15 protein-coding genes, 1 tRNA gene and 1 pseudogene are annotated in these 14,216 nt (G+C 66.6%); 4 read left to right on the forward strand and 13 right to left on the reverse strand.

Annotation, left to right across the window (positions count from 1 at the left end; all coding sequences use genetic code 11):
- The 8 genes from A5758_RS16170 to A5758_RS16205 form a co-directional block, all read right to left on the reverse strand.
- Window positions 1-816, reverse strand: an 816-nt coding sequence (locus A5758_RS16170) for a class II glutamine amidotransferase (RefSeq protein ID WP_067741894.1), incomplete at its 3' end; no start/stop codon positions are given.
- 20 nt (window positions 817-836) lie between these two features.
- Complete coding sequence (locus A5758_RS16175; protein WP_067741861.1) at window positions 837-1,310, reverse strand: SRPBCC family protein; 474 nt, start codon at window positions 1,308-1,310, stop codon at window positions 837-839.
- Between the two features lie 41 nt (window positions 1,311-1,351).
- Window positions 1,352-2,983, reverse strand: a complete 1,632-nt coding sequence (locus tag A5758_RS16180; RefSeq protein WP_067741864.1) for a long-chain fatty acid--CoA ligase — start codon at window positions 2,981-2,983, stop codon at window positions 1,352-1,354.
- Between the two features lie 143 nt (window positions 2,984-3,126).
- Window positions 3,127-4,215: a YncE family protein gene (locus tag A5758_RS16185; RefSeq protein WP_067741867.1), complete on the reverse strand. Its 1,089-nt coding sequence runs from the start codon at window positions 4,213-4,215 to the stop codon at window positions 3,127-3,129.
- Window positions 4,216-4,591: 376 nt separating this feature from the next.
- Window positions 4,592-5,347 (reverse strand): DUF427 domain-containing protein, encoded by a 756-nt coding sequence (locus tag A5758_RS16190; protein ID WP_082939724.1) that lies wholly within the window; start codon window positions 5,345-5,347, stop codon window positions 4,592-4,594.
- Between the two features lie 23 nt (window positions 5,348-5,370).
- The gene (locus A5758_RS16195; protein WP_067209807.1) at window positions 5,371-5,646 is read right to left on the reverse strand and encodes a DUF6295 family protein; all 276 of its coding nucleotides are present in this window, start codon (window positions 5,644-5,646) and stop codon (window positions 5,371-5,373) included.
- A 12-nt stretch (window positions 5,647-5,658) separates the two neighbouring features.
- Entirely contained in the window at window positions 5,659-6,426 is a 768-nt protein-coding gene (locus A5758_RS16200) for a dienelactone hydrolase family protein (RefSeq protein WP_067741872.1), read from the reverse strand.
- A gap of 95 nt (window positions 6,427-6,521) precedes the next feature.
- Window positions 6,522-7,304, reverse strand: a complete 783-nt coding sequence (locus A5758_RS16205) for a hypothetical protein (RefSeq protein ID WP_067741875.1) — start codon at window positions 7,302-7,304, stop codon at window positions 6,522-6,524.
- A gap of 271 nt (window positions 7,305-7,575) precedes the next feature.
- On the opposite strand from A5758_RS16205, the gene A5758_RS16210 reads away from it, so the two are divergent.
- Complete coding sequence (locus A5758_RS16210; protein ID WP_067741878.1) at window positions 7,576-8,568, forward strand: chemotaxis protein CheB; 993 nt, start codon at window positions 7,576-7,578, stop codon at window positions 8,566-8,568.
- Here A5758_RS16210 and A5758_RS16215 read toward each other — a convergent pair.
- The 5 genes from A5758_RS16215 to A5758_RS16235 form a co-directional block, all read right to left on the reverse strand.
- Complete coding sequence (locus A5758_RS16215) at window positions 8,546-9,790, reverse strand: methyltransferase (protein WP_067741881.1); 1,245 nt, start codon at window positions 9,788-9,790, stop codon at window positions 8,546-8,548. The genes A5758_RS16210 and A5758_RS16215 overlap by 23 nt on opposite strands.
- Window positions 9,791-9,875: 85 nt before the next feature.
- A complete protein-coding gene (locus A5758_RS16220; RefSeq protein ID WP_067209824.1) occupies window positions 9,876-10,241 on the reverse strand; it encodes a DUF732 domain-containing protein in 366 nt (121 codons plus the stop codon).
- A 44-nt stretch (window positions 10,242-10,285) separates the two neighbouring features.
- Window positions 10,286-10,588 carry a hypothetical protein gene (locus A5758_RS16225; protein ID WP_067741883.1) on the reverse strand — a complete coding sequence of 101 codons (303 nt, stop codon included), beginning with the start codon at window positions 10,586-10,588 and terminating at the stop codon, window positions 10,286-10,288.
- Window positions 10,589-10,751: 163 nt separating this feature from the next.
- Window positions 10,752-11,222 (reverse strand): hypothetical protein, encoded by a 471-nt coding sequence (locus A5758_RS16230; protein ID WP_067741886.1) that lies wholly within the window; start codon window positions 11,220-11,222, stop codon window positions 10,752-10,754.
- A 189-nt stretch (window positions 11,223-11,411) separates the two neighbouring features.
- A tRNA-Leu gene (locus tag A5758_RS16235) sits at window positions 11,412-11,485 on the reverse strand.
- A gap of 356 nt (window positions 11,486-11,841) precedes the next feature.
- On the opposite strand from A5758_RS16235, the gene A5758_RS16240 reads away from it, so the two are divergent.
- From A5758_RS16240 to A5758_RS16250, 3 genes and pseudogenes are all read left to right on the forward strand, one after another.
- On the forward strand, window positions 11,842-12,738 hold the full coding sequence (locus A5758_RS16240) for a PE domain-containing protein (RefSeq protein ID WP_067741888.1): 897 nt from the start codon (window positions 11,842-11,844) through the stop codon (window positions 12,736-12,738).
- 58 nt (window positions 12,739-12,796) lie between these two features.
- The gene (locus tag A5758_RS16245; protein ID WP_067741891.1) at window positions 12,797-13,957 is read left to right on the forward strand and encodes a PPE family protein; all 1,161 of its coding nucleotides are present in this window, start codon (window positions 12,797-12,799) and stop codon (window positions 13,955-13,957) included.
- Window positions 13,958-14,118: 161 nt separating this feature from the next.
- Window positions 14,119-14,216 (forward strand): annotated as a pseudogene (locus A5758_RS16250) (WXG100 family type VII secretion target); the annotation flags it as partial.

The raw sequence follows: 14,216 nt of genomic DNA on the forward strand, positions 1-14,216 counted from the left end.
AGATGTGTATAAGAGACAGGGAAGTATCAGACTGCGGTCGACTTGCAGCGCGGCGTCGACGTGGACCAGCTCACCCGGCTCGAGCAGCCGCCAGCGGGGGTCTTCGTCCATGCGTTCGGTGGCGAACACCACCGACGGGCGCGTGCACAGATGTTCCGACCGGGCGTGAATTCGCTTGGTGCGCAGGTCGAATTCCAGGGCCCGGGTGGGGGCGTCGCCGGAACGATCCAAGACGTACAGTTCATGGGTTTCGGGATACCGCAGCGCCCACATGTCGGTCGCCGTGCTCAGTAGCACGTTGACCGCATAGATCGGCACATTGGCCGCAAGCCATTTCATGGCATCGGTCAGGCCCGCGGTCACGTCACCGTCGAGCGCCCGGATCGAGGCGGTGATCAACGCGAACACCCGCTCGGAATCGGTGTCACCCAGGACCAGATCGCCGGTGCCGACTTCGCGGAGCCGTTCGCCGAGAACGTCCAGCCCCTCCAGCACGCCGTTGTGCGCGAAGATCCGGCCGTCCTGCAGGAACGGGTGGGTGTTGCGGACGTCGAGCGCACCGGTCGTGGCGTAACGCACATGCGCGATGAAGGTGGTGCCGGTCAGCTCGTGGGCTTCGGTGGCGAAGGCGGCATCCTCCCAGGCCGCCATGGGTTGCTTGTCCAGCTGCGGGCGGCCACGCTCGTCGAAGACCCCCAGGCCCGTGCCGTCCGGGTTCCTTCTGCTCTGATCGGCGAGGCTGTCGGGGGCGTCCAACAACCAAAACGTCGCGGTGCAAACGTCAGTCCCGGCGTGTAGCCCGAATAGTCGACACATGGCCTCGACGGTACCCAGCTTCAGCGGGTCAACACCTCGGCGAGGTCGAGCAGCACTCGGCGCGCGTAGCGCTTCCACACCATCCCGAAGAGCGGCAGGCCCGGTGCGGACAGGACGGATTTCGGGTAAATGGCCCAGCGCCAGGTGATCTCGGTGCCGCCGCCGGCCGGGGTAAAGACCCACTCACCGGTGACCGAGCCGACCAGCAGCGCCATCGGACCGTGGATCTGGGTGAGCCGGTAGCCGAACGATCGCGGCGCGTCGACACTGGTCAGGTCTTCGCGCGCCCTGCCGCCGCCGGCCAGGATGATGGTGCGGCTCTGACCCGCTGCGTCCCAGGCCCCGGTCTGGTCCCGCACCTCCTTGATCGGCGGTATCGGCCCGTACCGGCGGCCGAAGATCTCGGGCAACGGGATGGGCAGCGTGCCGTGAAACGCCGCGTCGGGCGCGACGGGCACCTCGTGCGATTGTTCGACGACAAGCGGCTGGGACATGGGGTTCCTTCCTGCCCTGGGTTATTCGCGGAGACTCGCGCTCAGTCGCGGGCCTCGACCACCCAGTAGCCGTGCTCGGCGTAGCGCGCCCGGATGGCCTTCTTGTCGTACTTGCCGACACTGGTGCGCGGAATCTCCTCGACGAACGCCCACCGCTCGGGCAGCCACCAGCGAACCACCTTCTCCGCGAGGAACTTTCGCAGGTCCTCGGCGCTGACTGTGGTGCCCTCCTTGGCCACCACGACGGCCAGCGGCCGCTCCTGCCACCGCTCGTCGGGCACGCCGACCACCGCGGCCTCGACCACATGCGGGTGCCCGATCAAGCTGTTCTCCAGCTCGACCGACGAGATCCACTCGCCACCGGACTTGATGACGTCTTTGGCCCGGTCGGTCAGGGTGACGAAACCCCGCTCGTCGAGCCGCCCGACGTCGCCGGTGCGCAGCCAGCCGGAGTCGAACTTAGAGTCGTCGGCCGTCAGATAGTAGGAGCCGGCAATCCATGGGCCGCGGACTTCCACCTCGCCCACGGCGTCACCGTCGTTGGGCAGCACCTGACCTTCGTCGTCGACGATCCGCATCTCCACGCCGCAGACCGGTTGGCCCTGGGTGGCGCGGAACGCCCAATGCTGGTCCTCCGGGGTTCCCGGCGGGGGCCACGCCATGGTGGCCATCGGGGAGGTTTCCGTCATGCCCCACAATTGCCGGATCTGAACGCCGTGGTTCTCCTCGAAGGTGCGCATCAGCGACACCGGAACGGCCGAGCCCCCACAGACCACCAGCCGCAGGGACGACATGTCGTGGCCGGGTTCTTCCTCCAGGCGATGCAGGACGTCGTTCCAGATGGTGGGCACCGCGCCCGCCACGGTCGGTCGCTGGTCCTCCACCATGCGGATCAGCGAGTGCGCGTCGAGATGGCGGTCGGGCAGGACGAGGTCGGCGCCGGCCATCAGGGCGGCATAGGGCAGGCCCCACGCGTTGGCGTGGAACATCGGCACAATCGGCAGCACGCTGTCGACGGAACCCACGCCGATACCGTTGGTGGTGCAGGCCGCCATGGTGTGCAGGTAGCTCGAACGGTGGCTGTAGACAACACCTTTCGGGTTGCCGGTGGTGCCACTGGTGTAGCACATTGCGGCCGCGGACTTCTCGTCGATCTGCGGCCAGTCGAACTCGGTCGGCTCGCCGGCAAGCACGTCGGCATATCGCAGCACGGTCTTGCCCGACCCCTCGAACGGGGCGGTGTCACCCTCCCCCACCGCGATCACGGTGTGCACAGTCTTGAGGTCGCCCAGCACCGGGGCGAGCAGCTTGGCCAGCGACATATCGACCAACACCACTTGGTCTTCGGCCTCGTTGGCGACGTAGACGATCTGCTCGGCGAACAGGCGGATGTTCAGGGTGTGCAGCACGGCGCCCATCGACGGCACCGCCAGATAGGTGGTCAGGTGTTCGGCGTTGTTCCACATGAACGTCGCCACCCGCTGGTCCCCGTTGATGCCGAGGCGGCGCAATCCGTTCGCCAGCCGGGCGGCGTCGTGACCCAGTTCGCGGTAGCTGATTTGCCGGTAGCCGTCAACGGTGGCGGTGGTGACCGTGCGCTCGCCGTGCAAACCGCAGCCGTGCCGCATGATCGCGGTGATCGTCAACGGAAAGTCCTGCATCGTGCTGTCCATTGAGGTACCGCCTTTGGATCCCGGCGCAGCGTCGCCTGATGTCAACCCTCGAGACGCGGGTGGCCGCATCCCGGGCCGGTGGCGATGAGCCGCCAGCAGCCTCCACCCTAAGCCCGAGTTCGGCGCCGGCGTCGGCAATTACCCTAGGCGAGTACGGGTTCCCGCTGAGCCAACGCGGGCAGCCGGGTGGTCGACGGCTCGGCCGGTCCCCCGACCGCGGCGATCGGCACGACGGTGACCACACCGGAATGGCCGGCGATGTAGAGGTACCTGCCGTCGGGGCTCTCGACCACGCAGGATGAGTCCTTCGCCGCCTCGATGTCGGCGATGACGTCGTGGGTTCGCGTGCAGACCACGGCGACGCGGTCGTCGCTGACCAAGTAGGCGCGGCGGCCATCGCGACTGAGCGCCAAACGGGTGAGCGGACCGGCGAGCTCGCTGAGCTTGCGGGTTGCGGTGATCTTGCGGGCCCGGGTGTCGATCACGTCGAGCACCGCACCGACGACGGGGCCGCAACTGGCCACATAGGCCGTGGCGCCGTCGTTGCTCAGCGCGACGTCGCGGATCGGCAAACCCAGCTCGTAGGCGCCGACAATACGGGATCCGGAACCGGCCCGGCCGTCGGACTGCGCCCCGGTCTCGATGACGACGAGTTCGCCGCCGGACGGCCCGTTGGTGGCGGCGTACAGGTGGCGCCCGTCGGGGCTGATGCGCACGCAGTCCGCGGTGGTGCCGGGTGTCGCGGCGAGTTCGATCACCTCGAACTCATCCGTGGTGGTGTCCACAACCGCGACATCGGCGCCGCGGGCGCCGTTGCGGCTGGCGTAGACGAACCTCCCGTCGGCGCTCACGGTCAGATCGCTCACGCGGTCGGCCAGCGGATGGGTCGCGACGCGCGCGTTCGTGGCGAGGTCGACGACGTCGATGGAGTCATACGAGGAGGACGCGGTGCTGATGTAGGCGCGCGGGGAGGCACCGCCGCTCACGGCGATCGCGAACGGTTCGTCGATGCCCGTGACGGTCTGCACCACCCGACGCGCATCGGCGTCGACGATCGAGACCGTGTCGCGGCCGTGATTCGCCACCACCAGCCGAGTGCCGTCGGGGCTGACGCCGATGTCGCTGATCGGACCGTTTCGCACCGGGATCTGGACCACCGGGGCGTCGTCGAATCCGAACACCCGCTCGTCTCGATCGTCCTGGAAGGGCTTGCGGTCGTTTATACCGCTCACGCTGCACCGCCTTTGCTATATTGTCGGCGCGGAGGCGGCGTCGCCGGGAATTGCGCGACAATTTGGCCTCCAGATCCACGAGGATCTCAGCACCAAAAGGCGCTGACGCGACTGCTTTTACGAGTCTACCGGCCAAAAATCGAGTCAAACCCCTTGAAATCCCCCGACGTTAGCTACGTCACCCCGCGCACTCAGGTTCTGCTCAGGCTTTCAATTACGCTGTATCGCAGTCGCTTACCCGTAGCGAAACTGATGCAAACGCGCTTCCGGCGGATTTCGCATTCGCCGCTAACGTCCCCGGTCAGCGCCGTGGAGTGTCCAGGTTAAGAAATTCTCAGGGTCGGGGCGCGAAGAGGGAAAGATCACACCGCGCTGGCTAACTGAACTGGGTGCGCGGCCGGGGCAGCGCGTCGCCGTCGACGAAGATATCCAGCTTTTCGTTGTAAAACGCCACCAGACCGGCGATCTGGCCGACCGCGGGCAACGGGTAGTGGTACGTCCAGGCCAGGTCCGGCTGCAGGGCCTCATCATTAGGGGGGCCCGATCGCACCGACCAGTAACCCGACGTCACCCCCTTGTACGGACACAGCGTCTGGGTGGCGCTGGGTTCCAGATGCTCGAAGGCGATATCGGTCGGGTCGATGTAATACCTTGTGGGCAAACCGGTTTCGAATAGCAAAACCGGAGAACTGGTGTCGGCCAGCACTATTCCGTCCAGCTCCACCCGAACATGCCGGTGTGAGCGCAGCGCGTCAACCCGCGAATACGGATTGCGCGGGTGGCCGTAGATCGGTTCATCTTCCTCGAACCAGCGCAACGGGTTCCATTCAAATCGCACCGTCCCGGCCACCGGTCCGCCACCGTCGGCGTCGAACACGCGCGCGGCGGACGGGTGGGTCTCGCCGGCACCCACTAGGGAGTGCAGCCGCGACGGACCGAATTGCACCTTCTGCGAATGGTTTTCGTCGCGCAGGAACTCCGCACGGACATCGGCCAGCGGGATGTAGTACTGCGGGTAGTACGGGACCTCCCACACATAGAGCGCTGCCGTGGTGTCGAAGACCAGCGCATCCCCGAGGTAGCCACGCACCCGGCGCGGCGCGGGCTCGACCCGGCCGCGCTCAGCGGCCATCTGCGGGTAGTCCCGGTCGGCGGTCACGTCTGGTCCTTGGACGCGAGTCCGGCCGGCGCATGGGCGATCGCCTTGCGGATGGCGTCGGCCAGCGCTAGCGCGCTCTCCTCGGTGAGTTCCAGCGCCACCCGCGCCGACGGCCCGAGTTCGGGGTTGATCACGTCGATGTTGACCGTGTGGCCGTAGGGCGCGTGGACCGGGTGATCGACGTAGACCGTCGCGCGGCTGGCGCCAAACCACCCGGTGGCGCCCTTTCCGCTGCCGTCGATTCCGACGTGTTCGGTGAGATAAGTGCACATGGCGGGCGAGACCTAACCTTTCAGCTGGGTGGCGAAAAACTCGTCGATGCGCCGCCAGCCGTCCACGGCCGCCTCCGGCCGGTAGGCGGGCCGATCGACGGAGAAGAACGAGTGTCCCGCGCCCTCGTAGGAGTGGAACTCGTGCGGTTTGTTCAGCCTGGTCAGCTCCTCGTCCAGTGCGGCCACCGCGGGTGGAGCCGGGAAGCGGTCGTCGAGCCCGAACAGGCCGAGTAGCGGGCAGCTCAGGTTCGGCGCCAGCTGCAGGATCGGCTTCATGGCCTTGGGCATGCCCTCCGGCGGATCCTCGACGATGAACGCGCCGTAGCAGTCCACCACGGCGTCGAAGGGCAGCGAACACGCCGCCAGGTACGCGTGCCGCCCGCCCGAGCAGTGCCCGATGACGCCAAACTTCCCGGTAGCCCCAGGCAAGGAACGCAGGTGCGCCACCGCACCGGCGACATCGCCGACCAGTCGCTCGTCGGGCACGCCGCCCGCCGCTCGCGCCGCCGCCGCGGCGTCGTCGGGTGACGCACCCGGGGCCTCGCGCGAATAGAGGTTCGGGGCCACGGTGTGATAGCCGCTGACGGCGAGCCGCCGGACGAACTCCTTGGTCTCACGGTCGTAGCCGGGCATGTGATGGATCCACACGACTCCGCCGCGGGACCCCTCGGCGAGCGGCTCACCGACTGGGCAAGCCCGGTACGCCTCGATCTCGTCACCGCCGTGGCCGGTGATGGTGATCGTTTCCGCCCGGATGGCGTCTGGACTGAGCGCGTTCATCGCAACTCCTTTGGGGCTCCGTGGTTGGCCGCAACCGGACCCGTCGGCGCACGCGCCGGTCCGGAAACCAACGTATCCGAACACCCCTCGCGCGTTCAGCGCCGTTTGTCGCGCACCTTGTAGGTCGAGGGCCACGACTTGCGGGACTCATCCCCGGTCAACGGGACCCCCATGCCCCCGACCTTCACGTTGTAGGCCTCCTTGCCGGGGCCGACCTCTCGGTTCGCGTGTTCCTGGGCGAGGAAGTACAGCTCGTCGATGGTGGCCTCGTCGTACGCGACGAACGAGGTTTCTCGGGCGACGTCGTCGATGCCGACCAGCATCCGCTCGGGCAGGAACCGCGATGCCAGCGCCGCCAGGCCCAACAGCGTGAACGGGATGAGCCAGTAACACACGTACGACAACGGGGTCTTGGTGTCCAGGATCGTGGCGTCATCCCGTACCAGCGGCGGGATCGCCGACGACACCGCCATGCCCGCCGCCGTCCCCACCCAGACCCAGCTCAAGACGCTGACGACCCGGCCGAACAGCTCGGTCTTGGCGACGTCGGCGGGTTGTTCCGCGGCTACGAACGCACGCACGAACGGCTTGCCGGTCAGCGTTCCGACCAGGGCCACCACGAGGAACCCGGCGGCGCTGAGTGGCAGCATCCACCGTTGGGCGAACCACTCATCCCGCGCGAAAGTCAGCCCGGTGAGCACCACAAATACGGCGGCAGAACCGATTTCGAGCGTCCGCTCCGGCTTGCCGGTGACACTCCCGACCACCACCGCGACGGCCGCGATCGCCAGCGCTGCCAACGCCGCGGCAGGGAACGGGACGTTACCGACGAGCACCCAATAAGCGATCCACGGCGCAAGACCAGACAGCATGCCCACGATTGGTCAGTGTATGAGTGGCGGTTCGCCGCGCCGTCGGCGGCAGGCCCAAAATTTGGTCCGCGGGTCATGATGTGAACCGTGACGCCCCTCTTGTCGCTGTGATCGCCTCGCCACCAAGGGCTTTCCCGGTCGCGCGGCCGCGAGCAGGAGAGGGCTTATGACCCTTGGCGTCGGCGCCTACCTGGATCAATGTTGAGGTCATACGCTTGCGGACGGTGGCGGGATCTCCCGAGCTGTCAGCCAGGACAGGGCAAGGCTAGGTCGAGCTATGGAGCGCAGGGCAACACCGGCCGAAGGCGTGGTGGCGATCGGCGCGTCCGCCGGAGGCATCGAAGCGTTGAACGAACTGGCCGCGGGGATGCCACCGGATTTTCCGTTCGCCGTCATGATCGTCATCCACATGAGCCGGGGAGCGCCTTCCCTGCTGGCGCAGATCATCGATCGAAGCGGCCCGTTGCCGGCGGTCGCGGCGGTCGACGGCGCTGTCCTGGAGGCCGGGCGGATATACGCCGCCGTACCCGATCACCATCTGCTTGCCCGCGACCATCGGGTGGCGCTGTCGGATGGACCGTGGGAGAGCGGTCGGCGACCGGGGATCGACGCGCTTTTCCGGTCCGTCGCGCTGGACTATGGCCCGCGCGCCATCGGTGTTCTGATGTCGGGACTGCTTGACGACGGCGTGGCCGGGCTGCGCGCCATCAAGGGCAAAGGAGGAATCACCGTTGTCCAGGAACCGACGGACGCTCTGTTTCCCGATCTGCCGAAGAACGCCGTTAAGGCCGGCGTGGCCGATCACACCGCGACGGCCAAGGAGATCGGTAGGTTGCTGACGCAGCTGGCTGATCGCAACATCGAAGAGCCGGCGGCAGACCCGGACGGGCAACTCGAGCTGGAGAATCAGATCGCGATGGACAGCCAGTTCGCCGCGTCCGTGGGCATGGAAGATTTGGGGCCGCCGACCGGGTACACCTGCCCCAGCTGCAACGGCGCTCTGATGGCCGTTAACGACAACGGCTACCGCTGCCAGGTCGGTCACGCGTGGACCGCCCAGTCGCTGCTGGTCGCTTACGGCGACGAACTTGAAGCGGCGGTTTGGGCGGCGATCCGCAACTTGAAGGACACGGCGCGCCTGTCCCGCAGCCTCGCCGAAAACGCCGAGAGCGCAGCGGATTTAGAAGGCTATACCACGGTGGCCAACCGGGCCGCACACGCGATTGCCGCGCTACGGCAGGGCCTGCTCACGGCAAAAGCTGACGGCTAGCCGGAGGGGTTGTATTCAGCGCCATCGCCAAAAAGTCGAGACGCCACAGCGACTCGAACAGCGTGCGTCCGAATTCCCTTACCAGGCCGGCGTTTTCGGGCCCGATGTCGCCGCCCTGTGCCACGGACTCGATGATCTCCCTGATCGTGCGACGGCCGTCGACCTGCTGAACGAACGGCAGCTGAGCCGGGTTGAGCTTGAGCTTCGTGCCGGGCACGTGGATCTCGTCGCCGGACAGCAGGCAGGCCGTCCGCAGTAGTGGAACGTAGTCGAGCGCCCCGTCGGTCGAGAAATCGATTGCGTAATGCTCTTTGGGACGTTCGGGGCGGCAGGCGATGAAGAAGTGGGTGGCGTTCGCGGGCTGCAGGCGTTCCATCACGGACCAGAGTTTGATGTCGGGTAGTTGGTTCAACATCGCCTGGAACTGGCTCGCCGGCGCGACGAAGGCATGCGGGTAGTACGGCGTCTTGTGAAACCAGCCCTGGAATGCCAGTCCGGCGGAGCTGACCAGGTCCAGGCATTCTTCGACGGTGTAGGTGCGCTGGCGACTGTGCAGGAAGGTGTCGACCAGGGCGCCGTCGGACAGCAGATCGCGGGCGCCGTTCAGGTAGGGGCGAACCGGGTGGTCCGCGGGTAGCACCGCAATCGCCTCTTTGACCAACTGGACCGATGTGTCGTCCTGCGTCAGTCCGAGGTCGCGGAACGCCGATTCGAGCATGTCGACCCCGATCCGGCCGTACTTCGCGTAAAGCATGACTCCGAGCGCCCCGTCAGTGCGCAGGCAGCCGCCAAGCGCTTTGAGCCCGGCCAGTGGGTCCGCCATGTGGTGCAAGACGCCGGTGGACACGATGAGGTCGAAGTCGCGGGACAGCGTCGACACCTCTTCGATGGGAAGCAGGTGCAATTCCAGGTTGTCCAGGCCGTGCTTGTCCTTCAGATACTGCTGGTGCTTGAGCGCTGACCGGCTTACGTCGATCGCGACCACTTTGGCGGCGCGGTTCATGAAGGCGAAAACGGCCGCCTGGAAGGTGCCGCAACCCGCGATGAGAATGTCGAGGTCCGGCTTGTACTCCCGGTCGGGCCACAGAACGCGGTGCGCCCAGAAGGGATCGAACCAATCCCAGTGATTCTTGGTCCACGCCGCGAGATCGGTTACCGGGGGCGGATACTCCCACCGATCGTATTGACGGGAGACACCGTCACCCCGCGGATCGTCGGTCACTTCGGCGCGGCTCCTTCGCGGTGGCGGTCGCGACCAACTTACTGCGCCTCGTGCCCCTCGGCTTGCTGACGCCGTGCCTCGGCGTTCACATCAGCGGGGGACCCGGGATCAGCCAGATCAGCGAACTGTCGATCTGCCCCCGGTACTGCGGGCAGTAGGCGGCCACGGACAGGCCGACGAAGTAGCTGGATTCCCTCATCGTGAGATCGGTGTCGCGCTTCACCTTCAGCGCCAGAACGCTCGCATTTGCGTTGTTGTCGAATCCCGTGCATACCCGGTGGGCCATCGCGATCGCGGTGTCGCTGTCTCGCACTTCGATCCCGTAGTTCACCAGGGACGCGATGAACGCATCATCGACTGGATCTGCTGATGCTGATGCCGAGGAGAACGGCACGACGGCGAACAGCAGGACAGCACAGCTGGCCGACCACTTCCCGAGACGAACGTTCATACCGGCTGCGGTCTCCTTTTGTGGCTGCATCCCGTCGAGAACGATCAATTCGACGTCGACAGGGGCACCTTCGCCTCGCCCACACCCTGCTCGGTCTGCCCGCTTGTCTCCGGCGCGCTTACCTCACGCAAGTTGACGGGTTGCGTGCGCCAGCCGGCGTAACCAAGGGCGGCGCTGATCGCGGTATAGACAACGGCCTCTGTCCACATGTATCCGACGCCCCACTTCCTGCCGAGGAAGATGGGTTCGTCGATGATGCCGGCGGATGCGGCGATGGCGTAACCCGCGTGCGCATAGGCGATTCCGGCGAACGCTCCGCAGAAGAATTTGCTCACTTCGCGATTCATGTCCTTATCCTCTCTCGGTTGCGTCTCGGTTGCGGCGACGCGTTTGATCTCACTGTCGCCCTGCGCCCCAACTGGAGGTAGGGGCCAAGGTCCTCCGGCATCGGACCATTCGTCGCTTTCCGGCACGGCCGATGGGGACCGAGAGGCCGGCCTCGCGATGGGACTATCCGGGCCCGTTGACGATGCGATCGCGGATGGCGGTGGCGGTCGTGAGGTGCCCCTCGGCAGAGTTCATGAACTCGCCCGCGTGGCGGGCCTCGTTCGGATCGTTGTCCTCGACCGCTGCGACGCAGAAGTGGGAGGCGGCGTCGAAGTCGTCGAGGCTGGCTTGCAGCGCGTCGGTGAGTTCTTTGTTCGGGGAGGGCATATGGCCCTGCAGGAAGCTCGCCGCGTCATGGCCCTCGTGGCAGGCCGCCCCGAGAGCGGCGTTGTCCCTACTACCGATGGCGAAGGTGGCCTTGCCCATGGCGATACCCAGGTCTTGCATGTGGTCCTGAGTCAGTTGGACCCATCCGCGCACGGCCTGGGTGTGAGACGTTGTCGTGGTGGTGCCGCCACCGCTGGCGTGTTTTTGGGGTGAGCAGCCGGTGACGATGAGCACCACCGCGGCGCCCACGATGGCTTGCTTGATCACCGTCGACCTCCTAAGTCCTGTGAACGGTGATCCTTCGCCCCGAGCCCGCCAGCCAGACAGGGCATAAAGGCTCTACCTCGAATAGCAGGATGGCCCCGATTCGATCGCCGGATCAGAGGCCGGGCAAACAGGCTGGGGGTGACGGGCGGCCATTCTCGCGCTGCACGCACTGACCTGCGCGGACGCCGGTGCCCCCAGTCGGACTCGAACCGACACTGGGCGGATTTTAAGTCCGCTGCCTCTGCCAATTGGGCTATGGGGGCTCGGCGGCGAATGTAGCGCGCCGGTGCCGAATCCGGGACATCGCATCCCGCTCGAAATAACCGAAATTTGCAAGATGCGATGCGAAAGTGTGTCAGCTAAGATCCGCGCCCGCGCAGCTTAACCACGGTTTTCCTTCAGGCAACAGATCACACCGCTATGTCGTCCGGCAGGACCGTGTTAAAACTAGCGGCCTCATCGTTAAGAAGCCGTAAACGGCTGTCACCCCGGCGCTTTCGGCCGGGAACGTGGACTCGTGGGTCGTTAGTGTTACGCCAACGCACAGGGGCCGTTACGTAAACACTCAGGTCGATCCGCCGCATGGGGGTCGACTCGTTCCGAACACTAGGAGCAATAGATGGCTTTTCTGACAACACAGACAGAAGAGATGCTAGCTGCCGAGCAGCTGCTGTCGGGGATAAACACCAACCTGGCGGCGCAGAACGCGGGCGCCGCGGCGGCGACCACGATGATCGCTCCGGCCGCCGCCGACCCGGTGTCGGCTCAGCAGGCGGCGATCTTCACGGCCTACGGAACCCAGTACCAGGCGATCGCCACCGAGGCCCAGACCTTGCTGCAGAATTACGCACAGACCCTGGGCATCAGCTCCGGCAGCTACGGCGACACCGAGGCCATCAACGCGGGCCAGGCAAGTCTTCAAGCCTTGAACGCAGCCCCCCTCGCAGCTTCTTCCACCCCCACCACCAACCCCCTCGATTTGCTCGGGTATCTCCTCGGTAACACCGGCACCAATGGCACCAACCCGGCGATGCTTGGAGGGATCTTCGGCCTTTCGAGTAACGGGGCGAACATCGGGAACATCGGTTTCGGCAACTGGGCCTCCGCCGGTTCCGACCTCCTGGGTCTGGCCGGTGGCGGTCTGCTCGACACCTCCGCGGCCGACGCCGCCGGCTCCGCCGCGGACGCCGCCGGCCTCGCCGACGTCACGACGCCGATGGCCGGTGGCGGCATGGCCGGCATGGGCGCGCTGCCCGCCGCAGCGGCGGGCCAGGCCAGCCTGGTCGGCAATCTATCCGTGCCGCCGACTTGGGCCACTCCCGCCACCCCGGTGGTCGGCACGAGCGCGGCACCGCTGGAGACGGTGGGCTGGACCGCCGCCGCGCCGCAGGCCGGCACGGGCGGGATCATCCCGGGCATGCCGGGGATGGGCGCGGCCGCGCGCAACAGTGCCGGCTTCGGCGCCCCGCGCTACGGCGTCAAGCCGATCGTCATGCCCAAGCCGACGGCCGTCTAACCTCCGGCCATTTCCTCAAAACTTCAGATTTCAAAGACAAAAGGAGCGGGAAACACAAATGGTTCTTGACTTTGCAGCAATTCCCCCGGAGATCACCTCCGCGCTCATGTACGCCGGCGCCGGCGCCGCACCGCTGATGGCCGCCGCGTCGGCCTACGCCAACCTGGCCGCCGAGGTGAGCACCACGGCAGCCCAGTGGGAGTCGATCGTCTCGCTGCTCACCACCGAGAACTGGACCGGCGGCGGATCGGCGGCGGCCGCGGCCGCCGCGCAACCCATCATCACCTACCTGACCGAGACGGCGACGACGCTCGAGCAGGCGAGCGCGCAGGCCACCGCCTCGGCGGCCGCTTACGAAGCGGCGTGGGCAGCGACTGTGCCCCCGCCGGTGATCGCGGCCAACCGGACGTTGCTGGCGACGCTCGTCGCGACCAACTTCCTCGGCGTCAATTCGGCCGCGATCGCGGCGACCGAAGCGCAGTACGCCGCCATGTGGGCCCAGGACGCCGCCATGATGGCCGCGTACCAGGTCGCCTCGGCGGCGGCCGGGGTCCTTACCCCCGTCACGCCGCTGACGTCGACCACCAACCCTGGGACGGCCGCGGCCGCGAGCAGCACCGCCCTCGCCGCCGACTCGACGAGCGGCACGACCCAGGCGCTACTCGGTCCCGTCTCCAACGCGGCGCCCTTGGCCGCCGCCTCCATCCCGGTTCAAAGCACGGGCCTCCTGGACTCGATTGACCAGTTCATCGGCACCCCGTCGGTGTTCAACGGCATCAACGGCGCCGTCAACACCGCGGCCTGGTGGGTCTGCAACACCATCCCGACGGCGGTCTCGCTGGGGCACACACTGGGTTCCGTGCCGTCGATCCCGTTCGCGCTCACCGATTCCGTCACTCCGCTCGCCGGTGGAATGGTGCAGGGCACCATGGTGGGCTCGGTGTCGGGCGCGGGAGCGTCGGCCGCCCTGGGCGAGGCCTCCGCGGTCGGCGGACTGTCGGTGCCGGCCGGCTGGAATGCGGCCGCCCCGGCGTCGCTGGCCTCCTCCACCGCTCCCCTCGAGGGCTCGGGGTGGACGGCGGCGGCCGAGGCCGAACCGGTTACGGCGATGCCCGGCATGCCTGGCATGGCCGCGGCCGCCAAGGGCGCCGGTGCCTACGGCTCCGGACCGCGGTACGGCTTCAAGCCGATCGTCATGCCCAAGCAGGTTGTTGTCTGATGTCGGGACCACCGATACGGGAAATAAGGGGGTGCATGTCACCCGTTTGAGGCGATCAGTTAACCGGTAGGCCGTAATCTGTCCATAACGCGGCCACCACCGCATCAATTACAACTGTTAAGACTTCGACATTGAAGGCTTGAACGACAAGGAGAAATTAAATGGCAACACGTTTTATGACCGACCCGCACGAAATGCGGGCGATGGCGGGCCGCTTCGAGGTGCACGCCCAGACGGTTGAGGACGAGGCTCGCAAGAT

It is taken from the genome of Mycobacterium sp. 852014-50255_SCH5639931 (genome assembly GCF_001665605.1).
In the GTDB taxonomy this organism is placed as follows: Bacteria; Actinomycetota; Actinomycetes; order Mycobacteriales; family Mycobacteriaceae; genus Mycobacterium; species Mycobacterium paraffinicum.